This is a genomic window from Methylocaldum sp. 14B (assembly GCF_002005105.1).
In the GTDB taxonomy this organism is placed as follows: Bacteria; Pseudomonadota; Gammaproteobacteria; order Methylococcales; family Methylococcaceae; genus Methylocaldum.
Map to the genome: position 1 here is coordinate 186,324 of NZ_MSCV01000003.1, position 20,185 is coordinate 206,508.

Sequence of the window (20,185 nt, forward strand, 5' to 3'; positions counted from 1 at the left end):
ATTTCGGCGCGACGTCTAAGGTTTGATATAAATGATTGATTCTCTAGCAGGCAACATCATGCCCAAGCGGCCGTGCGCCAGCCTCTCGATACGGCTATGCTCGGCCCACGTATTTTGCTCGAGCTGCAACTGTCCCCATTCCTCGTCATAGGCGTCCAGCTCCTGCTCGAGCTGCTGAACCTCGGCGAACAACATCCTCGAGCGATACTTGGTGTACACAACACCCAAGGCAGAGGCCACGGCCACCACAAGCAACATCAGCAGAAATCTCATGATTGGATGCGCTCCGCCACGCGCAGGACCGCACTTCGAGCACGCGGATTGCTTCGAACTTCCTCCGGCTCCGGCATGCGAGCTTTACCGATGCGCTTCAGCCTTCCAGGCTCGGTAGGGTGCAAGGAAAAATGCGAGAGCACCGCCCCTCCGCGCTCCTCATCACGCATAAATCGCTTCACGATCCGGTCCTCCAATGAATGAAAAGCTATGACCACCAACCGCCCGCCGGGCTTTAGTACATCCATGGCTTGCCGCAGTCCCTGCTCAAGCTCCTCCAGCTCTCTGTTTATGAAGATGCGGATCGCCTGGAAACTCCGCGTCGCCGGATGTTTGCCTCTTTCTCGCGTGGGAACGGCCTTTTCGATGAGCTCGACCAATTCACCCGTGGATACGATCGGGCTTTTCGAGCGCCTCTCGATGATCGCCCCGGCGATGCGCCGGGCATAACGCTCCTCGCCGTAATCCCGAAGCACGCTGACCAGCTCGCTCTCGGACGCACCCGCGAGCCATTCGGCCGCCGTCATGCCTCGGCCGGTATCCATGCGCATATCCAAAGTACCGTCGCGCATAAAACTGAATCCCCGGCCCGCCTCATCCAACTGAGGCGAAGACACGCCTAAATCCATCAACACTCCGGCGACATGACTTGACCATCCGCGGAGCTGTACAAATTCGCGCAGACTCGCAAAACTGCCGTATTCGAGGGCAAACCGCGGATCCGTCATAAGCCGCTGGGCCTCTTCGGAGGCTACGGCTTCGGGATCTTTGTCCAAAGCCAGCAGTCTTCCTTCCGGCCCCAAGCTCTCGAGGATTGCTCCACTATGTCCGCCACGCCCGAACGTGCAGTCGACATACAAGCCGTCAGCCTTCAGTGCCAAACCATCCAGCACCTCACGCAGCATGACCGGCCGGTGCGCCCGATCTTCCTGACTCACAGCGCCAAAGATCCCAACTCGGGCGACAAGTCCTCCAGGCTCTCCAGGCGCTCCTCTTCGATCCACTCGTCACGAGAGGCATTCCAGGAATCCTCGTCCCAAATCTCGAATTTATTACCTTGACCGATCAGCGCCACACGCTTTTCCAATCCGGCGAACTTCCTCAAAGGCTCGGGAACCAGGAACCGTCCCTGGCCATCCATCTCACACTCGGTGGCATGGCCGATCAACAGGCGCTGCAAACGCTTTGCCTGTTTATTTAGAGAAGGAAGCTTCACCAGCTTGCGCTCAATCTCTTCAAACTCGGGAAGCGGGTAGAGCATGAGGCATTTGTCCAGACCGACCGTAACCACCAATTGGCCGTCACAATTCTCATGCAACTCCGCTCGATAACGCGTAGGCATGGCCAGACGACCTTTTTCGTCGAGATTGATGGAGTTAACGCCTCGAAACAAGAAATCCCCCTACTTCCATTGGGCTCCATTTTTTTCCACTTATTACCACCTGAATGGAATATAGAAATCATCTGCAACCAAGTCAAGCAAGATCCTTGAATATTTTTTCGGGGCAATGGCATAGTCGAAACCAACCTCGACGAAGGCGCCTCGACTGGAAGGTTCTTTTTAATAATCAACAATTTGTTACATACACCGAGAGAGCCTTCGGTGCTCGATGAACTCGACGAGAAACCGTGAATCAGCGGATTGTCAGTTTTCACTGCGCGAGCGCGGCAAAAACGGGCTTGATCGGCGATCCAACCCGAAGGTCGATATTGCTCGAAACCCGTCACGCCAAACTCGTTGATCGGTTGGGATACGCGCCATGAAGGGAATAGAGTTCTGTCGTGGATAGAGGCAATGCCTCTATCCATCGAAAAATTTGCAGATGAAGTTGAATGAAATCGGCGTCGCTGGCGGCGACTAGATCAGACAATGACGAAAAAGATCATTCCGGAGTGGAGAAGCTTTTCCGAGGAATAGGCCTAACGACCACCATCCCCCGGAAAATTACAAAAATCGATCATGCACGAATCGGAAAACATCGCCCCAGGGCTGCAAAAGCCCCGGAGAAAGCAAACTCATTTCGTCGCCTTCTTCATAAATCCGATGCTCCCCTCTTTATTAACGTTTGCGTAGTTGTTGATACAGAAACCAATCGAAAAGGCTACGGAAGCCACAAGCAAGCCAGTTAACAGAAGCTCAACCCAAGTCATCACAATCATTTAAACCTCCCGCGGGTATCAACCGACTAATGATCGCCAGCGGTTCCATCATATTACGCCACTTTACGTTTACAATAATCAAAATTATATAAATATTGATTCCTCACAAGAAACTATAATGATCGATAGATGCAAACGTTGACCAAGCTTCTTTATATTAAGAATCGCTTGCCCCTGAACGACAACGCGGCACACGCGAAACGACACCGAAGGCTAATTTCCGGCGAGCAGAGGAAATGGATTGATAGCTCTACCCCCTGGAAGATAGAGGCCATAGTGAAGGTGGCTCGGCGTAGTGCGAGCGTTACCCGTATTCCCTACGTAACCCAAAAGATCGCCTGGCCATACGATATCCCCTACCCGGATCGGTGCCACACGTTCGAAATGAGCGTAATAGTGAACCTGACGGCCGGGCCCCAACACCGAGACGACATTCCCGCCTAATCGATTCTGTCCGACTCTCATAACAATCCCGTGCGTAGTCGAATGGACAGGGGTTCCTTTGGGAGCGAAGATGTCAATCCCCTCATGCGTTCGGCCGCCGCTTCTTATCGCTCCCCATGTATCTTGCAGATTTCGTGGTTTAACACCGGCGACGGGAACCGGCAGAGTGGTCGGAGGGTTTTCAAACAGAAGCCGGACAACAAAGACGGAATCTCGCACTATAGATCCCGGAAGGAGACTCGGAACCCCAAATAGAAAAAAAACAGCGATAAAGCCTTTAAGGATACGCAACATGCAACCCCAATAAATTCATCGTTCGTTATTAAATCTCCACGTAAAATTCTTACGTGAAGTTCAGCTCGAAACTTAGACTGATTACGATGAATTCTTTCCCGAATTGTCTATCGTTGGAGACGGGAGGAGACGGACTCAGCAGCGGACTCAAGCGCCGGCGAGTTACCGAACATGACTATTCAAAGACAACTTGGCGCTGCGCGCGACAAGGCAGAAGGCGAGTATTTCGGCGCTTCCCTGCGCCGTGTAGCACTGGGACCGACGAGGTCCAGTCGATGAAAGCCGGTTTAATGATCCGTCTGAGAACTGGTGGAACTAGCTTGCTCTTCAGTCGGATCTACCGTGTTCTTACCGAGCCCGGAATAGACGGGGCACCAGCGAAGACGAGCAGAAGCCAATAGAATACCGCCTACGATCAACAGCGGGATATTGGCCAGAAATACCGAGACTAGCGCCAGTGCGGCGCCGACACCGTAACGGATTTTCTGGTCTTTAAGCCCGACGTTGAGCTCGCGTTTAGTCATTTTTTTTATATCGAAACTCATCGCTAACCTCCTCTCTCAAAGAGAGTGCGATTGTGCAAGCTTCATATCAATCGCGCAAGCTGATTCCATTAAAATAGCACCATGGACATTACCCCGATTATCGATCCCCTGAATCCGGCTCAGCGAGAGGCGGTAACTTCGCCCACTCCGGCCCTTCTGGTATTGGCCGGCGCCGGAAGCGGCAAGACCCGCGTACTCGTACATCGCATCGCCTGGTTGATGCAGGTGGAAGGCACGTCGCCCCACGGCATCCTGGCGGTCACCTTCACCAACAAAGCGGCGAGCGAAATGCGCGGACGTATCGAAAGTCTGCTGAACATATCCGCTCAAAACTTATGGGTCGGCACCTTCCACGGACTCGCGCACCGCCTGTTGCGCCGTCATGCCAAGGAAGCGGGATTGCCAGATGCCTTCCAGATCCTCGACTCGGACGACCAGCATCGGCTCATCCGTCGTCTGCTCAAGAGTCTCGACCTGGACGAGGCCCGCTGGCCGCCACGCCAAGTACAATGGTTCATCAATGCCCACAAAGAAGAAGGACGCCGAGCCCGTCACCTGCCGGAGTCGTACGATCCATTCCAAAAACAGATGCAGCGCATCTATCTGGCTTACGAGGAACTCTGCGAGCGGTCGGGCCTGGTCGATTTTGCCGAATTGCTGTTGCGCGCCCACGAATTCCTGCGGGATACACCCGAAGTGCTGGATCATTACCAGCGCCGTTTCCATCACGTACTAGTAGACGAATTCCAGGACACCAACCGAATTCAGTACGCCTGGCTGCGGCTTCTCACCCGCGAGCGCGAGAATCTGTTCGTCGTTGGCGATGACGATCAGTCCATCTACAGCTGGCGCGGTGCGAAAGTCGAGAATCTCCATAAATTTCAGAAGGATTATCCAAGTCACCGTCTGATTCGGCTGGAGCAGAACTACCGTTCCACCAGCAACATATTAAATGCCGCGAACGCCCTCATCGCGAATAACGAAGGCCGACTCGGAAAAACCCTATGGACCGACGGCGGCATCGGCGAGCCGATTTCGGTATATGCCGCCTTCAACGAGCAGGAAGAGGCTTATTTCGTGGCCGAGCGGATAAAGCAGTGGGGGCAAGAAGGTAACGCCCGCCGAGATGCGGCAATCCTTTACCGCTCCAACGCTCAATCCCGCCAGTTTGAAGAGAAATTGCTGGCCATGGGAATTCCCTATCGGGTCTACGGCGGACTTCGCTTCTTCGAACGGGCGGAAATCAAGGACGCTCTCGCTTATCTCCGCCTTATCGCCAACCGCCATGACGACCCCTCCTTCGAACGAGTCGTCAATACGCCCGTGCGCGGCATCGGCGCCAAGACACTCGACTTGATCCGTGATTTAGCCCGCTCGGAGCGCTGCTCTCTTTGGCAGGCGGCGGAAATGCTCTGCCGCGACGCCGCGCTGCCCACCCGCGCCAGGAATCCCTTAGCCGGCTTTCTGCAACTGATTGAGACCATGACCCGAGACACGGCCGAGCTTTCTCTTTGGGAACAGGTGCAGCATGTTATTCCCACCTCGGGTCTCCGAGCCCATTATGAAAAGGAAAAGGGCGAACAGGCCGAAGCGCGAATCGAAAACTTGGACGAATTGGTCAACGCCGCCCGCCAGTTCGAATACGAGCCGCAACTGGATACGGAGCTTTCAAAGCTCGACCAGTTTCTGTCCCACGCTGCGCTGGAGGCCGGGGAGAATCAAAGCGACGAGTTCGAGGACTGCGTTCAGCTCATGACCCTGCATGCGGCCAAGGGACTGGAGTTCGACCTTGTGTTCATCGCTGGACTCGAGGAAGGATTGTTTCCCAGCCTGCAATCGCTGGAAGAACCGGGACGCCTGGAAGAAGAGCGCCGCCTTTGCTACGTCGGCATCACCCGCGCGAAGCGCAAACTTTACCTCACCTATGCCGAAGCCCGGAGGCTGTACGGCAAGGAAACCTATCCCCGCCCCTCGCGTTTCCTACGGGAGATTCCGTCCGAACATCTTCAGGAAGTCCGCATGCGCGGAAGCATCGGCCGACCCATGATTTCCTCGCAGCCGTCAACCAGCACCACCGACAATAACGGTATTTTTAAGCTGGGACAGCGTGTTCGCCACGCAAAATTCGGGGAAGGCGTTATCCTTCAGTACGAGGGGGAAGGCAATCAAGCCAGGGTTCAGGTGAATTTTGCCGAATCCGGAGTCAAGTGGCTGATGCTCGCATACGCGAATTTACAGCGGCCTTGAAAAAGCCGCCTTGTCGCATGTTCGGCCTCGGTCAAGCATTTTTCTTCTCTTCCATCATCCGCTCGAGAATGGGGCGGAAAATGATTTCCATGGCCAGCCCCATCTTGCCGCCGGGCACGACGATCGAGTTGTAGCGGGACATGAACGAGTCCTTGATCATCGACAAAAGATTTTGGAAATCTACGTTGAACTTGCGTGGATTCTTGAAGCGGATAATCACGAGGCTTTCGTCCGGCGACGGAATGTCACGTGCGATGAATGGGTTCGAGGTATCGACCAGAGGCACTCGCTGAAAATTGATATCCGTCTGGGAGAACTGCGGAGTGATGACCTTCACGTAATCGTACATGCGTCGCAGAATCGTATCGGTCACGTCCTCCGGCTTGTAGCCGCGTTCCGCAGTATCCCTGTGGATTTTCTGAATCCATTCCAGATTGACGATGGGGACCACACCCACCAAGAGGTCCGCGTATTGCGGAATATTCACGACCTCGTTCTTCACAGCGCCGTGCAATCCCTCATAAAACAGTAAGTCGGTTCCCTCGGGAATATCGCCCCACGGCGTGAAGGTACCCGGTTTGTACCCCCCCAGACGCTGGCCTTCTTCCTCGTTGTGGATGTAATAGCGACGCTTGCCGGTGCCAGTTTCGCTGTACTGCCGGAACAAGCTTTCTAAATCCTCGAGCAAGTTCGCCTCGACGGCGAAGTGACTGAAATGCCGGCCCTCCGCTTGAGCATTGGCGATATGGCTACGCATTTCGGCACGGTCGTAACGGTGAAAACTGTCACCCTCCACCACCGCCGGCTCAATGTTCAGCCGAAAGAACAAATGCTCGAACGCCTGTTTTACGGTAGTCGTACCTGCACCCGACGAACCGGTGACAGCGATGACGGGATGTTTCTTGGACATGAGAGCCTCCTCCTATTTCGTTATTCTAACCGCACGGGCGCATGTATGGACCACGAGGCCACCCTAAATTCACGGCAGACTGCATCCAACCCGATGCAAGCGGCGACGACGCAGTACGGGCAAAAAGCGATATCGACCAACCACCTCATCACCGCCGCCCCCTGAAAACGCCTAATTCAACCATAGTGCACGGAACGACGGTGGCAGACTGCCGCCACGTCGAAGCTCTGCGCTACCCTTGCTGAATTTAAGATCACGACTGAACACCGGCCTGAGGATATTGCATAAGAAGAATCAATGAGTCCATACTTTCAAGATAAATAATTCTTTATAGATTGCCTGTTGGCGCGAAAGCATGAACATTACACTTCGGCAGTTAAAAGTCTTTGAGAGGGTGGCACGCCGCCTGAGCTTCACCCGCGCGGCGGAGGAGCTTTATCTGACGCAACCTGCCGTTTCGATGCAAATCAAACAATTCGAGGATGTCATCGGTTTGCCGTTATTCGAGAGGTTGGGCAAAAAAATTTACCTGACCCGGGCCGGGGAAGAACTATATCGGCTGAGCCGCACCATCTCGTTGCAATTGGAAGAAGCCGAACAACTGATCGAGGAACTGAAAGGCACGGAAGGCGGGCGTTTGGCCGTATCGGTTGCCAGTACCGTTCATTATTTCGCTATCCGCCTTTTGGCCGATTTTTGCCGGCGTTATCCGAAAGTTAAGGTCAGCTTTAAAGTCACCAACCGCAAAGGGCTGCTCCAGCAACTCGACGACAATGAGGCCGACATCGTACTGATGGGGCAGCCGCCGGAGGATCAGGACTTGACGGCAGAAGCATTTATGGACAACCCCTTGGTCGTCATCGCCCCCGCCAATCATCCGTTGGCGGGCCAAAAGAGCATTCCGTTGAGCGAACTGAATCATGAAACCTTCCTCATGCGGGAGCAGGGATCCGGCACCCGCAATGCGGTCGAGCGCTTCTTGTCGGAAAAGGGCGTGCAAATTTCCGCCAGCATGGAAATGAACACCAACGGCGCCATCAAACAGGGCGTGGAAGAAGGACTCGGGCTTGGCATTGTTTCAATACATACCGTAGAACGCGAACTGGAAGACGGCCGGGTGGTCGTTTTAGATGCGGAATCGTTTCCCATCATGCGCCAATGGTACATCGTGCATCGGGCCGGCAAACGCCTGTCCGCAGTGGCACGGGAGTTCGAGGAATTCGTCCGAACCGAAGCCGGCCGATTCGTCAATAGCGACATCATCACGACCGCCTTGAACGGAAAGAATTAGCGCTCCCATTCATTAGGAGCGCGTCAGCCGAACGTTATCGATCAAGCGAGTTTTGCCCAGCCAGGCCGCTGCCAGTATGACGAGATGGGAATCGTCCTGTCCTGCCGGTACCAGATCGGATTCGCGCCGGATGCTGAAATAATCCGGACGAAATCCGGCGGCTTGCAAGGTTTCGATCTGCTGCCGTTCGATACGGTCGAAATCGCTATCGCCCCTGCAAATTGCCTCCGCCGCGAGGCAAAGGCAGCGATACAAGATAGCCGCCTGTTCCTTCTGCTCGCTCGTGAGATACGCATTTCTAGAACTCATCGCCAATCCGCTCGGCTCTCTGACGGTCGGGACGGCGCGAATGCGCACGGGAAAATCGAGATCCGCCACCATACGGCGGATTATCAACAGCTGCTGATAATCCTTCTCGCCGAACAGCGCGATATCGGGCTGCACCAGGTTGAAGAGCTTGCTGACGATAGTGGCGACGCCTCGGAAATGTCCCGGCCGGAACCGACCGCAGAGTTCATCGGACAAACCCGGCACCTCGACGAAAGTTGTAACCCCCGAACCCGTGGGATACAGCTCGGCCACCGAAGGCATGAACAGGAGATCGACTGCCGCGCTGCGAAGCTTTTCCGAATCTTCCGCGGGCGTTCGCGGGTAGGCATCGAAATCTTCGCCGGGAGAGAATTGAGTCGGATTGACGAAGACGCTCACCACAACCTTATCGGCGAGTTGCTTCGCCTCGCGGACAAGATGCACGTGCCCGGCATGCAGGTTTCCCATGGTCGGCACGAAAGCCACGGAAAGATCTTTCGAACGCCATTCCCGCACGGCTTGGCGCAAATCGCTTATGGATTCGATAATGAGCATGACGAGCCTTGGATTATCCGCCGAAAGAACCGCTAAAAACTGTGGTCCAACGCCGGGAACCGGCCGGATCTCACATCGTCTGCGTAATTGCGGATAGCCGACGGAATATCCTCGGCGCCTTGAAGAAAATTTCTGGAAAACTTGGGGCGCTTGCCCGGCGTGATGCCGAGCATATCGTACAGTACGAGAATCTGGCCCCCACAGCCCGGACCCGCACCTATGCCGATCGTCGGGATATCGAGAGCCGCCGTAATCTCGCCGGCCAAGGTCGCCGGCACACATTCGAGCACCAACACACTAATACCCGCTTCCTGAAGAATCAAGGCATCCTCGAGGATTGCCTGTGCGGCTTTTTCTTCTTTTCCCTGCACGAGATAACCGCCGACCTGATGAACCGATTGAGGCAGCAGCCCCAAGTGACCGCAAACGGGAATATTCTGCTCTACCAAGGCACGAACGATCTCGACCCGCTTCCGCCCGCCTTCGATCTTGACCATATGTGCCCCGCCACGTATCAACCTAGCGGCGCTATCGATCGCCTGCGCCGGACCGGAATAACTGGCGAACGGCATGTCCGCCGCCAATACGGCGCGGCGAATTCCGCGCGCCACGCACCGGGTATGGTAGACCATATCGTCCAAGGTCACCGGCAACGTCGTCGGCTCGCCTTGCACGACCATTCCCAACGAATCGCCGACCAAAACCAGATCCACGCCGGCATCGTCCATGAGTTTGGCGAAGCTGGCATCGTAAGCGGTAAGAGCCACGATTTTTTCATCGCGCCGTTTCATCGCCGCGAGATCCGGAATAGTCAAAGCCTTGGCCGCATCATACATGCTCGATTACCCTCAATCCTCGTTGCGGACACTTCCGAACCAGATCAGCCAATCGCCCCTTGCCGGGAATCTCGAGCTCCGGCGCGATCTCCTCGAGCGGATACAGCACGAACTCGCGGTCCGCGATTCCCGGATGAGGGACGGTCAGCACTTCGCTCGCTATGATTTCGCACCCGTACAGCAACAAATCCAGGTCCAGCGTCCGAGGTCCCCAGCGTTCGCCCTTGCGCACCCGCCCGTGAGCCGTCTCTATGGCCTGAAGTTCGCGCAACAACTCCAGCGGCCCCAATGTCGTTTCGACCGACATTACGGCATTGATGTAATCGGGCTGATCGCCCGGTCCCATGGGCGCACTGCAATAAAGGCTCGAAAAAGCCAACTCCCGGATACCCTCTATCTTACTAATAGCCGAGCGCGCCGACTTGATGGTTTCGATGGGATCGCCCAAATTGGCGCCCAGACCGATATAGGCCGCCGTTTTATCGAATGGCACAACATGATCAGACGGAAACATTGGCAGAAGATTCAGAGCGCGATTTGCGTTTACGCGACCGCGATCTGCCGGAGCGGCGCCGGCCGGGACTCGTCATGGCTTTCCGCTCGGCTTCGTCGGCCTGCTGGAATCGAGTCCACCACTCGGCGAGCGACGGCTCGGCCTCTCCGGTCTCGGCCCGGAGCAACAGGAAATCGTAAGCGGCACGAAAGCGGGGATGGGTCAACAAACGAAACGGCCGTGAGCCGACAATCCGTTCAAAACGCGGCTGCAAGGCCCAAACCTCCCGAGCCGGTAGACTGACCGTCCGGGGCAAAGCGGTATGACGAACTTGCCGTGCAATCACCTCACCCGCAGCTTCCTGATAGGCCAATATATCGCTTTCTCCGGCCTTGATTCGGGCTTGCGCGCCCGCCCGAACCGGTTCCCACAACAAGGCCGCGAACAGAAAATATGGCGCTACCGGTTTTCCCTCTTGCACTCGCTGATCGGTCCGTTCCAAGGCTTTGGCCAAGAATGTCAGCGGAAACCCCTGCTGCTCCTTGGCCAAACACCGCTCCGTCTCGGGAAACAGTGCCGCGAACAAACCGTAGTGCCTGAGCTGTTCGAAAGTCTGTACCGCATAACCGGACAAGAACAGCTTAAGAACCTCTTCATAAAGACGAGCCGGCGGAATTTCCTGTAGCAGACTCGAAAACCGTTTGATCGGATCGGCGCAGCTCGGATGAATGGTAAAGCCGAGTTTGACGGAGAAGCGTAACGCCCGCAGCATCCGTACCGGGTCCTCCCGATAACGTTGCTCCGGGTCGCCGATTAGTCTCAGCATACCGGCCTTGTGATCCTCCATGCCGCCGACGTAATCCACCACGGAAAAATCATTGATGTTGTAATACAACGCATTAACCGTGAAATCGCGGCGGAAGGCGTCCTCTTCGATGGTTCCATAGACGTTATCCCTAAGGATGCGGCCATTCTCGATGATGCGCCCCCCGTGACTCTCCTCGCCTGCGAGCCCTCGAAAGGTTGCCACTTCGATAATTTCCTCGCCGAAATGCACATGAGCGAGGCGAAAACGCCGACCGATCAAACGGCAATTGCGGAAAATCGCCCTGATCTCTTCGGGATGCGCGCTGGTTACCACGTCGAAATCTTTCGGCTCGCGCCCCAAAAGCAAGTCGCGTACGCAACCGCCGACCAAATAAGCCTGATACCCGGATTTCTTCAGGCGATAAAGCACCTTTAGCGCGTTATCGCTGATCATCGATCGGGAAATCATGTGTTCAGATCGCGGATAAATCCTAACGCTCACCGCTGCCTCCGGCTTGGGCTGCGGCAATTTGAACAACCTTTTGACGAAGTTGAAGATTGGCAGAGGAGTATCTTGTTCGTTAGACCTAAAAGAAGCCGGAATGTTACCTTAGGCGGCGGGCACACTCAACGTGCCGGACCCTCGATCTGCTTCCGTATCACAACAGCGTCGATCGGCTCAGATCATCAACACCGATTTTTGAAAAATTACGGATTCAAACGAGTAAGATCGGTTCTAAGAAGAAAGTTCACTCATCCAGAGTATTTCGAGGAGTCGTGCTTATGTTTGAGAACTGGTTCAGCCAGATGAACGAGTTCATCCTCTCTCATCCGCACTGGATCGCGAAACTGGATTTTCTGCTGCGGGTGAAATGCGGGATTTTGACAGCATTGATGGGGATTTTCGTGTATCTCATCTACAAGGAACAAAGCAAACCCGCCGGGAAACCCAAAAAATCTCCTTATCGCTTTGTCGCTTGATCTAAATCGGAAAAACGCTGTCTATCATAGTGAAAACTCGTTATGATGGGAATTTCAACCACCGCGACAGCAAGGGTATCTCATGCAAGTATCACCCCGCAAAGTGGTCCATATCCACTACACCCTCACCAGCGATGACGGCGACATCCTCGACAGTTCCAAGGATCAAGGTCCATTGGCCTATATTCACGGCATGGGCAACATCATTCCCGGACTGGAGAATGCGTTAACCGGTCGCGCCGTGGGCGACAAGCTCAAGGTCAGCATTCCGCCGGAAGAAGCGTATGGCTTGCGAGACGACGACCTTATTCAGTCGGTACCGAAAACGGCCTTTGAAGAGGGACAAGAGATACTGCCTGGCATGCAATTTCAAGCGCAGTCTCCGGAAGGTCTTCAGCTGCTTACGGTAATCGGCGTAGACGATGACGAGGTAGTCCTGGACGGCAATCATCCGATGGCCGGCCTTACTTTGAATTTCGAGGTTGAAATCACGGACGTTCGCGATGCTACGCCCGATGAGTTGGATCACGGCCACGTACATGGCCCGGGCGGACATCACCACGGCTGATTCGATTCGCAGAACGAGGCGGCTATCTTTCTTCGCCGGATAGCCGCCTACAAATCTAACGGTTTGCGAGACGCGCCCACGAATCGTGGTCGTCGGCATCCTCAAGAACCACCTCGACCCAGTCGCCGACCTTCAAATGGGTCGCGCCATCGATAAATACTTGGCCATCGATTTCAGGAGCATCGGCCCGGCTGCGAGCGACCGCTCCCTCCTCCACAACCTCGTCGACCAAAACGATTTCCTGCAACCCGATCTTCGACTGCAGCCTATCAGCGCTGATTTGAGCCTGAACCTCCATAAACCGCGCGAGGCGTTCTTCTTTCACGGCTTCCGGCACAACATCGGATAACTCGTTGGCAACCGCGCCCTTGACGGGCGAATAGGTAAAGCACCCGACCCGGTCGAGCTGGGCTTCTTGAAGAAACGCCAACAGCTGCTCAAAATCCGCCTCGGTTTCCCCCGGAAAGCCGACGATGAACGTACTGCGAAGCGTGATTTCCGGGCAGATGTTCCGCCACTCGGCGATCCGGGCCAAGACATCCTCTGCGGCTGCCGGACGCTTCATCAGCTTCAGAATTCGGGCGCTGGCGTGCTGGAACGGAATGTCCAGATAGGGCAGGATTTTTCCCTCCGCCATGAGCGGGATCACTTCATCCACGTGGGGATAGGGATAAACATAATGCATCCGCACCCAAACCCCGAACTCCCCCAGAGCCTTGGCCAAATCATAGAAGCGGGTCTTGAGCGGACGCCCGCCCCAGAAGCCGGTTCGATACTTCAAATCGATGCCGTAGGCGCTGGTATCTTGCGATACGACGAGCAGTTCCTTCACTCCAGCCGAAACTAGGCGCTCCGCTTCCGCCATCACGTCGCCGATGGGGCGGCTGACCAGATCACCGCGCAAGCTCGGAATAATGCAAAACGTGCAGCGATGATTGCAGCCCTCGGAGATCTTCAGGTAAGCATAATGGCGAGGCGTTAGTTTGACTCCTTCCGGCGGCACCAGATCGACAAAAGGATCGTGAAGAGGCGGCAAATGCTCATGCACCGCCTCGACAACCTCTTCATAGGCATGGGCGCCGGTAACCTTCAGCACTTGAGGATGGCGGGATCGAATCTCGCTCTCGCGAACGCCCAGACATCCCGTAACGATGACCTTACCGTTCTCTTTCAAAGCCTCGCCTATGGCGTCCAGGGACTCCTCGACCGCGGCATCGATGAATCCGCAGGTATTCACAACGACAAGATCAGCGTCCTTATATGTCGGAACGAGGCTGTAACCTTCGGCACGCAACTTGGTCAGAATGCGTTCACTATCTACCAACGCCTTGGGACAGCCAAGGCTGACAAAACCGATACAGGGTGTTTTCATGAAGAAATATGCGAGGGAGGAACAAAGGATAGAGGGATAATTTTACGCCAGCGGTGGTTTCCGATTCTAAGGGCTCTCGGCGATGAACACCGCCCGCACCGGCGCGGGCAAGCCCTCGATCGTCAGTTCCGGGTTGGCCGGGTCCAGGAAATCGGACAAAGACTGAAAGCGCATCCAGTCCGTGGAGCGTTGCTCGTCCGCTGTGGTCCTCGTCACATCGACAACCCGACCGTTTCGGTAACCGCATCGCCTTAGCCACGATAACAAGGTAGCGCAGGACGGAATGAACCACACATTGCGCATCTGCGCATAGCGATCCTCGGGCACCAAAACCTGACCCAGCCCACCGTCGACGACCAAAGTCTCCAAGACCAATTCACCGCCGGATCTGAGACAGCCCTTGAGCTCCAAAAGATGATCGAAAGGCGAACGGCGATGGTAAAGCACCCCCATCGAAAAAACGGTGTCGAAGGCACGAAGATTGAGCGGAACATCCTCTATACCCAAGGGAAGCACATGAACCGGAAAATCGCCGGCAAAATGCTTGATCGCCAGAAATTGCGCGACACTTAAGAGTGTCGGATCAACTCCGATCACCAACTCGGCCCCGCATCCAATCATGCGCCAGGCGTGGTAACCATTTCCACAGCCGACATCCAACACGGTTCGGCCTTCAAGCGGCTGAATATGATCTTTCAGCCTGCGCCATTTAAGATCGGAGCGCCATTCAGTATCGATATGAATGCCATGAATGGCATATGGACCCTTGCGCCACGGATGAAGCCTGAGCAGCAGACTCTCGATACGGTCCCGCTGTTCTTCGTTGCATCCCCCATCGACAAGGATGCTATCGGCATTCAAATCGACCACGGACGCATCGATTTTTGGCAGGCCATCGAGTGCGGCCTGCCAAGCCGGCCAATCGCCATGCCGCGCGGAGCTAAAAACCGCGTCCAACCGAGTCGGCAACCGGTCTAGCCAAGTACGCAAGTACGGCTGCCCAAGCACCGAAAACAGATCCGAATATACCTTCAGGCTCAAATTACAATTGGACATTCTCGTTCAATGGGTTGCCGCCATTCTTTGGGGCGCCGCTTACCTTGTTGGTTTCCGTTTCCCCTTCGGGACTCATAATGTTTTCGAGGCAACAACATCCCTATTCCACCGTGCTACAATCTCGTCGTCCATTTAGAAGAAGAAAGCCGCAAAGCGCTCGAGCCGAACAACATCCCGGAGACTCCCATCCACACTCGACTTTTACGGGAAGATCGCCGAATGAACACACCCGATATCTTACAAGTTAAAGCTTATCTTCAAGACCTCCAAGACAAAATCTGTCTCGCCCTGGAAAACGAGGAACCAGACGCACGATTTTTGGAGGACCTTTGGCAATACAATGGCGGCGGCGGAGGAAGAACCCGCGTATTGACCGGCGGAAAAACGTTCGAGCAAGGCGGCGTCAATTTCTCCCACGTGTTCGGCAGAAATCTGCCACCCTCCGCCACTGCGCATCGGCCAGAACTCGCAGGCCGGACATTTCAAGCCGTAGGCGTATCCCTGGTCATTCACCCTCTGAATCCATATGTCCCGACCTCTCATGCCAATATCCGTTTTTTCCTCGCGGAGAAGGAAAACGAAACGCCGGTATGGTGGTTTGGCGGCGGCTTCGATCTCACACCCTATTATCCCTTCGAAGAAGATGCGATTTATTGGCACACTGTAGCCCGGGATGCCTGTCTTCCCTTTGGCGAAGATATTTACCCCAAGTTCAAGCGCTGGTGCGATGAATACTTTTTTCTCAAACACCGCAATGAAACCCGGGGCATCGGAGGATTATTTTTCGACGATCTCAATGAATGGGGGTTCGATCGCTGCTTCGATTTTTTGCGCAGCGTCGGAGATCATTACATCAAGGCTTATGTTCCGATCGTCCAAAAACGGAAGGATGTGCCCTACGGCGAACGGGAGCGCGAATTTCAGCTCTATCGCCGCGGACGATACGTCGAATTCAACCTGGTTTATGACCGAGGAACTTTGTTTGGATTGCAATCGGGCGGCAGGACAGAATCCATTCTAATGTCTCTGCCGCCGATCGCGCATTGGCGCTATAACTGGAAGCCGCAGGAAGGTAGCGCCGAAGATAATCTGTACAAGAATTACCTGAAACCTAGAGACTGGCTATGAGCCTCTTTTATCGCCGCCGCCCGCTGCCCCGAGCGGCTCTTTCATGGCGGTAGCGTTGCGCTCTGCCAGGTGTGAAATCAATTGATCGAGGGAGCCGGTACGGGCAACCTCATCGGTAAAGCTGGCACGATAGTTCTGTAGCAAACTGATGCCCTCGATCAATACGTCGTACACTTTCCAATCGTTTTTGGTGAACACCATTCGATAGTTGACCGCCACGGGTTGAGCGCCCGCCTGGAGAATTTCGGTACGGACCATAACCTTCTTGTCCTCCGGCTTCATCTGCAGCGGCAGATAACGGATTTTCCAGTTGGCGTATTCGGTAAAGGCGGTGGTATACGTACGCACAAGCAGCATCCGGAATTCCTTTTTAAAACGTTCTTTTTGCTCGGGCGTCGCCGTCTTCCAATACTTTCCTAAAATCAACATCGACACACGATCGAAATCCACATGCGGTTCGATGATGCCATCAACGAACTGAGTAGCTTTCCTGAAATCGCCCTTGTATTCCGGCTTTTGCAGCGTGGTTTGCAGCTCGTCGGCACTGTGCTGGATAACCTGCTGTGGAGGGAGTAATCCTTCCTCCGCCCACGCTGCCGCTCCCCAGAAGCTTAACAGCAACGACAATGCAACGGCCCAACTTGCCAGGCCGAAGGAAGACTTAGTAAATTTCATTTAAAAACTCCTGCTGACTTTTTAATATTCTTATCATAACTCGGCGGCATGCACTAAACTACCGAGTTCCTCTGTGTCCCACGCAATAAACCGGCCACCATGTCGTTAAATAATAGCATTTCTTACCCCAATGTTCGCTTGCGCCGAATGAGACGGAATGAATTCAGCCGGCGCTTAGTGCGGGAAACACAGCTTTCCACCAATGATTTGATTTACCCTCTTTTCATCTTGGAAGGCGAAAATCGGCGGGAACCGGTCGCTTCTATGCCCGGCGTCGAGCGACTAAGCATCGACTTGCTGTTACGCGAAAGCGAAAAGGCTTTTCGGCTTGGCATTCCCGCCATCGCACTCTTTCCCGTAACGTCACCCGACAAAAAAACGGATGACGCACGCGAGGCTTACAATGCTGAGGGTTTGGTGCAACGAGCGGTACGCCTACTGAAACGACAGCTGCCGGAACTGGGTGTCATCACCGATGTCGCTCTAGACCCTTTCACGACTCACGGCCAAGACGGGCTCGTAGATCAAAACGGCTACGTGGTCAACGACGAAACCGTCGAAGTACTCGTGAAACAGGCGCTGTCCCATGCGGAAGCCGGCGCCGACATCGTGGCGCCTTCGGACATGATGGACGGGCGCATCGGCGCAATCCGGGACGCATTGGAAAAGAAAGGATTCGTACACACGCGTATTCTCGCCTATTCCGCCAAGTACGCCTCCGCCTTCTACGGACCTTTCCGAGATGCCGTGGGCTCGGCGGCCAACCTGGGGAGCGGCGACAAATACACTTACCAGATGGATCCCGCCAATTCCGATGAGGCCCTGCGGGAAGTCGAGCTCGATTTGGCGGAAGGCGCGGACATGGTCATGGTCAAACCGGGATTGCCTTATCTGGACATCATCCGCCGCGTCAAAGACCGCTTCGGCGTCCCTACGTTCGCCTATCAAGTCAGCGGGGAATACGCCATGCTCAAAGGCGCGTCACAAAACGGCTGGCTCGACGAGCGCAAGACCGTGCTCGAATCTTTGCTGGCGCTCAAGCGCGCCGGATCGGACGCCATTCTGACCTATTACGCCAGGACCGTTGCCGAATGGCTTCGCGAAGACGCCATGAGACAGAGCACCTAAACTGCGCAAAGGCTGAAACCTAAAACTGTCTTCATCAAGATTTCCGCCGGATTCACCTAGTCATGCTGCCAGCAGATCGTTATGCCGTCTTCGGTCACCCCATCGGCCACAGCAAATCGCCCCGTATTCACGCGCTTTTTGCAGAACAGACCGGAGAGCGCCTGACCTATACCGCGCAAGACGTTCTGCCGGAAACGTTCGAAATCCGCGTGCGAGACTTTTTCGCCGGTGGCGGGAAAGGCTTGAATTGCACCGTTCCCCTCAAGGAACTCGCCTGGAAAATTGCCGATTCCAAAAGTGAGCGCGCGGAACGCAGCAAAGCCGTCAATACCTTGGCCTTACGTCCGGATGGAACGATTTACGGGGACAACACCGACGGCGTCGGCTTGATGCGAGACCTTACGGTCAATCTCGGACTTTCCTTGGAAAACCGCCGAGTCCTTCTTTTGGGCGCGGGCGGCGCAAGCCGCGGCATTATTGGTCCACTGTTGGAGCGAGGTCCGTCTTGCCTGGTGATCGCCAACCGCACACCCGACAAAGCGGTCCGGCTGGCAGAGGAGCTTGGGGATCTCGGCCCGATCGCCGGATGCGGCTTTTCAGACTTGGGCACGGAATCCTTCGATCTCGTTCTGAACGCCACCGCCGCCAGCCTGATTGGCGAACTGCCGGATCTGCCGAAGAATATTCTCCGAGCCGGCGGATGTTGCTACGATCTCGCCTATGGGACGGAGCCCACACCGTTCGTCCGATGGGGAAAAGATGTGGGGGCCGATGTCAGCGTTGACGGCATCGGCATGTTGGTCGAACAAGCGGCCGAGGCGTTTTTTATCTGGCGGGGCATACGGCCGGAAACGCATCCCGTGATCGACATTCTCAATCGGGAGCGTGGTCGCTAGTGCTAAGCGCCAAGCAATCTGGCATCGCTCAGATATTGATTCTTCAAACGCACGTAACCGTCCTTGGAAAAACTTAAATATTCCAGCTCGGCCTCCTTGAGCGGGCGTGCCTGTTTCGCCGGCGATCCCACGTAAAGAAAACCGCCTTCCAAACGCTTGCCGGGCGGCACCAAAGCCCCCGCACCGATCATTACCCGGTCCTCCACGACGGCACCGTCCATGATCACCGCACCGATGCCGATCAGACATAGATCACCGATGGTGCACCCATGCAGTACCGCCCGGTGCCCCACGGTGACACCCCGCCCGACGATCAAGGCATTGCCCTCTTCGTTGTAGCGGCTTCGTTGGGTGACGTGCAGCACGCAGCCGTCCTGAATATTGGTTTCGTCGCCAATCTCGATTCGGTGCACATCGCCTCTCGCGACCACCATCGGCCAAATGGAGACGTCGTTGCCCAATGTCACGTCACCGATCACCAGCGCACTGTCGGCAATGTAAGTTCCTGTTCCCAATTTCGGCTCGACACCGTTATAAATCTGAATCGTCACCTTACGACACTCCGATTGATCAAATGATGCGCCGGGCCCGCCGTCTATACTTCTCCAAGCCCTGATTCAACTTCAAGAACGCGAGGAGAGATTATGAGCGTAGGCGGTTTCATTCTGGTCGGCACGATCTTGTTCGTGATCGTGTACGCCATCTTGATCTACAACCGGCTGGTCAATTTGAAGCATGATACCGCAAAAGCGTGGTCCAACATCGACGTGCTGCTCAAACAGCGTCACGACGAATTGCCAAAACTCGTCGAAACCTGCAAGCAGTACATGCAACACGAGCGGGACACGCTGGAAAAAGTAATGCAGGCCCGTGCCGGGATCTCTGCGGCCCGAGAGTCCGCCAATCTGCATGCCCTCGGGGCGGCGGAAAGCCAGCTGCGGCAAGGATTGATGCAGCTCTTCGCGGTAGCGGAGAGTTACCCCGAACTGAAGGCGGACGTTTCCTTCCGGGCACTGGAGTCCCGGATAACCGGACTGGAAAACGCGATTGCCGACCGGCGCGAGTTCTACAACGAGAGCGTCAATAACAACAATGTCCGGCTGGAAGAATTTCCGGATGTGATCATTGCCCGGTTATTCAACTTCAGACCCTTCGAATTGCTGGAATTCACGGAAGAAGAAAAACGCGATGTGGATCTAAAGGCGCTGTTCGGCTGA

At 55.2% G+C, this 20,185-nt stretch carries 22 protein-coding genes; 9 read left to right on the plus strand and 13 right to left on the minus strand.

Annotated elements, in window-relative coordinates:
• Nucleotides 1–15: 15 nt before the first annotated feature.
• From ftsL to mraZ, 3 genes are read right to left on the minus strand one after another with little or no spacing between them, the layout of a single operon-like run.
• A complete protein-coding gene (gene ftsL / locus B2A78_RS03330) occupies nucleotides 16–273 on the minus strand; it encodes a cell division protein FtsL (RefSeq protein WP_077728490.1) in 258 nt (85 codons plus the stop codon).
• Nucleotides 270–1,211: a 16S rRNA (cytosine(1402)-N(4))-methyltransferase RsmH gene (rsmH, locus tag B2A78_RS03335; RefSeq protein ID WP_077728491.1), complete on the minus strand. Its 942-nt coding sequence runs from the start codon at nucleotides 1,209–1,211 to the stop codon at nucleotides 270–272. Before rsmH ends, ftsL begins: the two co-directional genes overlap by 4 nt.
• Nucleotides 1,208–1,666: a division/cell wall cluster transcriptional repressor MraZ gene (gene mraZ, locus B2A78_RS03340; protein ID WP_077728492.1), complete on the minus strand. Its 459-nt coding sequence runs from the start codon at nucleotides 1,664–1,666 to the stop codon at nucleotides 1,208–1,210. Before mraZ ends, rsmH begins: the two co-directional genes overlap by 4 nt.
• 440 nt (nucleotides 1,667–2,106) lie before the next feature.
• Between mraZ and B2A78_RS25505 the strand changes: the two genes are divergently transcribed.
• Nucleotides 2,107–2,403: a hypothetical protein gene (locus tag B2A78_RS25505; protein WP_133717623.1), complete on the plus strand. Its 297-nt coding sequence runs from the start codon at nucleotides 2,107–2,109 to the stop codon at nucleotides 2,401–2,403.
• A gap of 1,055 nt (nucleotides 2,404–3,458) precedes the next feature.
• Here the strand turns inward: B2A78_RS25505 and B2A78_RS03350 are convergent.
• Entirely contained in the window at nucleotides 3,459–3,716 is a 258-nt protein-coding gene (locus tag B2A78_RS03350) for a DUF2892 domain-containing protein (RefSeq protein WP_077728494.1), read from the minus strand.
• Between the two features lie 81 nt (nucleotides 3,717–3,797).
• Between B2A78_RS03350 and uvrD the strand changes: the two genes are divergently transcribed.
• Nucleotides 3,798–5,963 carry a DNA helicase II gene (gene uvrD / locus B2A78_RS03355; protein WP_077728495.1) on the plus strand — a complete coding sequence of 722 codons (2,166 nt, stop codon included), beginning with the start codon at nucleotides 3,798–3,800 and terminating at the stop codon, nucleotides 5,961–5,963.
• Nucleotides 5,964–5,994: 31 nt separating this feature from the next.
• Here uvrD and B2A78_RS03360 read toward each other — a convergent pair whose 3' ends face one another.
• Entirely contained in the window at nucleotides 5,995–6,873 is an 879-nt protein-coding gene (locus B2A78_RS03360; protein ID WP_077728496.1) for a phosphoribulokinase, read from the minus strand.
• Between the two features lie 355 nt (nucleotides 6,874–7,228).
• Here B2A78_RS03360 and B2A78_RS03365 point away from each other — a divergent pair, with 355 nt between their 5' ends.
• Entirely contained in the window at nucleotides 7,229–8,164 is a 936-nt protein-coding gene (locus tag B2A78_RS03365) for a LysR family transcriptional regulator (protein ID WP_077728497.1), read from the plus strand.
• Between the two features lie 12 nt (nucleotides 8,165–8,176).
• Here the strand turns inward: B2A78_RS03365 and panC are convergent, their stop codons facing one another.
• Genes panC through pcnB form a run of 4 tightly spaced genes read right to left on the minus strand, consistent with a single transcriptional unit; the run spans nucleotide 8,177 to nucleotide 11,666 of the window.
• Nucleotides 8,177–9,028 carry a pantoate--beta-alanine ligase gene (panC, locus tag B2A78_RS03370; protein ID WP_077728498.1) on the minus strand — a complete coding sequence of 284 codons (852 nt, stop codon included), beginning with the start codon at nucleotides 9,026–9,028 and terminating at the stop codon, nucleotides 8,177–8,179.
• Nucleotides 9,029–9,060: 32 nt separating this feature from the next.
• Entirely contained in the window at nucleotides 9,061–9,864 is an 804-nt protein-coding gene (panB, locus tag B2A78_RS03375; RefSeq protein ID WP_077728499.1) for a 3-methyl-2-oxobutanoate hydroxymethyltransferase, read from the minus strand.
• Nucleotides 9,857–10,357 carry a 2-amino-4-hydroxy-6-hydroxymethyldihydropteridine diphosphokinase gene (folK, locus tag B2A78_RS03380; RefSeq protein ID WP_240502386.1) on the minus strand — a complete coding sequence of 167 codons (501 nt, stop codon included), beginning with the start codon at nucleotides 10,355–10,357 and terminating at the stop codon, nucleotides 9,857–9,859. Before folK ends, panB begins: the two co-directional genes overlap by 8 nt.
• A gap of 7 nt (nucleotides 10,358–10,364) precedes the next feature.
• On the minus strand, nucleotides 10,365–11,666 hold the full coding sequence (pcnB, locus tag B2A78_RS03385) for a polynucleotide adenylyltransferase PcnB (protein ID WP_346425832.1): 1,302 nt from the start codon (nucleotides 11,664–11,666) through the stop codon (nucleotides 10,365–10,367).
• 281 nt (nucleotides 11,667–11,947) lie between these two features.
• Between pcnB and B2A78_RS03390 the strand changes: the two genes are divergently transcribed.
• Both B2A78_RS03390 and B2A78_RS03395 read left to right on the plus strand, forming a co-directional pair.
• Nucleotides 11,948–12,145, plus strand: coding sequence for a hypothetical protein (locus B2A78_RS03390; protein WP_077728502.1), 198 nt, complete (start codon nucleotides 11,948–11,950; stop codon nucleotides 12,143–12,145).
• 82 nt (nucleotides 12,146–12,227) lie between these two features.
• Complete coding sequence (locus B2A78_RS03395) at nucleotides 12,228–12,713, plus strand: peptidylprolyl isomerase (protein WP_077728503.1); 486 nt, start codon at nucleotides 12,228–12,230, stop codon at nucleotides 12,711–12,713.
• 55 nt (nucleotides 12,714–12,768) lie between these two features.
• Here the strand turns inward: B2A78_RS03395 and rimO are convergent, their stop codons facing one another.
• Entirely contained in the window at nucleotides 12,769–14,085 is a 1,317-nt protein-coding gene (gene rimO / locus B2A78_RS03400) for a 30S ribosomal protein S12 methylthiotransferase RimO (RefSeq protein ID WP_077728504.1), read from the minus strand.
• Between the two features lie 66 nt (nucleotides 14,086–14,151).
• On the minus strand, nucleotides 14,152–15,141 hold the full coding sequence (cmoB, locus tag B2A78_RS03405) for a tRNA 5-methoxyuridine(34)/uridine 5-oxyacetic acid(34) synthase CmoB (RefSeq protein WP_077728505.1): 990 nt from the start codon (nucleotides 15,139–15,141) through the stop codon (nucleotides 14,152–14,154).
• A gap of 219 nt (nucleotides 15,142–15,360) precedes the next feature.
• On the opposite strand from cmoB, the gene hemF reads away from it, so the two are divergent.
• Nucleotides 15,361–16,269 carry an oxygen-dependent coproporphyrinogen oxidase gene (gene hemF / locus B2A78_RS03410; protein WP_077728506.1) on the plus strand — a complete coding sequence of 303 codons (909 nt, stop codon included), beginning with the start codon at nucleotides 15,361–15,363 and terminating at the stop codon, nucleotides 16,267–16,269.
• Here hemF and B2A78_RS03415 read toward each other — a convergent pair.
• Nucleotides 16,264–16,944 carry an ABC transporter substrate-binding protein gene (locus B2A78_RS03415; protein ID WP_077728507.1) on the minus strand — a complete coding sequence of 227 codons (681 nt, stop codon included), beginning with the start codon at nucleotides 16,942–16,944 and terminating at the stop codon, nucleotides 16,264–16,266. The two genes, hemF and B2A78_RS03415, sit on opposite strands and share 6 nt — an antisense overlap.
• Nucleotides 16,945–17,043: 99 nt before the next feature.
• Between B2A78_RS03415 and hemB the strand changes: the two genes are divergently transcribed.
• Together hemB and aroE are read left to right on the plus strand one after the other, a co-directional pair.
• A complete protein-coding gene (gene hemB, locus B2A78_RS03420) occupies nucleotides 17,044–18,072 on the plus strand; it encodes a porphobilinogen synthase (RefSeq protein ID WP_077728508.1) in 1,029 nt (342 codons plus the stop codon).
• Nucleotides 18,073–18,134: 62 nt separating this feature from the next.
• Nucleotides 18,135–18,968, plus strand: a complete 834-nt coding sequence (gene aroE, locus B2A78_RS03425; RefSeq protein ID WP_077728509.1) for a shikimate dehydrogenase — start codon at nucleotides 18,135–18,137, stop codon at nucleotides 18,966–18,968.
• A gap of 2 nt (nucleotides 18,969–18,970) precedes the next feature.
• Here aroE and B2A78_RS03430 read toward each other — a convergent pair whose 3' ends face one another.
• Nucleotides 18,971–19,519 carry a gamma carbonic anhydrase family protein gene (locus B2A78_RS03430; RefSeq protein WP_077728510.1) on the minus strand — a complete coding sequence of 183 codons (549 nt, stop codon included), beginning with the start codon at nucleotides 19,517–19,519 and terminating at the stop codon, nucleotides 18,971–18,973.
• Nucleotides 19,520–19,612: 93 nt separating this feature from the next.
• Here B2A78_RS03430 and B2A78_RS03435 point away from each other — a divergent pair, with 93 nt between their 5' ends.
• Complete coding sequence (locus tag B2A78_RS03435; protein WP_077728511.1) at nucleotides 19,613–20,185, plus strand: LemA family protein; 573 nt, start codon at nucleotides 19,613–19,615, stop codon at nucleotides 20,183–20,185.

Excerpts from the sequence above, each read along its gene's own strand:
- B2A78_RS03360 (WP_077728496.1), bottom strand. The coding sequence starts at position 6,873 with ATGTCCAAGAAACATCCCGTCATCGCTGTCACCGGTTCGTCGGGTGCA.
- rimO (WP_077728504.1), bottom strand. The coding sequence starts at position 14,085 with ATGAAAACACCCTGTATCGGTTTTGTCAGCCTTGGCTGTCCCAAGGCG.
- uvrD (WP_077728495.1), top strand. The coding sequence starts at position 3,798 with ATGGACATTACCCCGATTATCGATCCCCTGAATCCGGCTCAGCGAGAG.
- hemF (WP_077728506.1), top strand. The coding sequence starts at position 15,361 with ATGAACACACCCGATATCTTACAAGTTAAAGCTTATCTTCAAGACCTC.
- B2A78_RS03390 (WP_077728502.1), top strand. The coding sequence starts at position 11,948 with ATGTTTGAGAACTGGTTCAGCCAGATGAACGAGTTCATCCTCTCTCAT.
- aroE (WP_077728509.1), top strand. The coding sequence starts at position 18,135 with ATGCTGCCAGCAGATCGTTATGCCGTCTTCGGTCACCCCATCGGCCAC.
- panB (WP_077728499.1), bottom strand. The coding sequence starts at position 9,864 with ATGTATGATGCGGCCAAGGCTTTGACTATTCCGGATCTCGCGGCGATG.
- B2A78_RS03395 (WP_077728503.1), top strand. The coding sequence starts at position 12,228 with ATGCAAGTATCACCCCGCAAAGTGGTCCATATCCACTACACCCTCACC.
- panC (WP_077728498.1), bottom strand. The coding sequence starts at position 9,028 with ATGCTCATTATCGAATCCATAAGCGATTTGCGCCAAGCCGTGCGGGAA.
- B2A78_RS03350 (WP_077728494.1), bottom strand. The coding sequence starts at position 3,716 with ATGAGTTTCGATATAAAAAAAATGACTAAACGCGAGCTCAACGTCGGG.
- B2A78_RS03435 (WP_077728511.1), top strand. The coding sequence starts at position 19,613 with ATGAGCGTAGGCGGTTTCATTCTGGTCGGCACGATCTTGTTCGTGATC.
- ftsL (WP_077728490.1), bottom strand. The coding sequence starts at position 273 with ATGAGATTTCTGCTGATGTTGCTTGTGGTGGCCGTGGCCTCTGCCTTG.
- B2A78_RS03415 (WP_077728507.1), bottom strand. The coding sequence starts at position 16,944 with ATGAAATTTACTAAGTCTTCCTTCGGCCTGGCAAGTTGGGCCGTTGCA.
- cmoB (WP_077728505.1), bottom strand. The coding sequence starts at position 15,141 with ATGTCCAATTGTAATTTGAGCCTGAAGGTATATTCGGATCTGTTTTCG.
- B2A78_RS25505 (WP_133717623.1), top strand. The coding sequence starts at position 2,107 with ATGAAATCGGCGTCGCTGGCGGCGACTAGATCAGACAATGACGAAAAA.
- hemB (WP_077728508.1), top strand. The coding sequence starts at position 17,044 with ATGTCGTTAAATAATAGCATTTCTTACCCCAATGTTCGCTTGCGCCGA.
- B2A78_RS03365 (WP_077728497.1), top strand. The coding sequence starts at position 7,229 with ATGAACATTACACTTCGGCAGTTAAAAGTCTTTGAGAGGGTGGCACGC.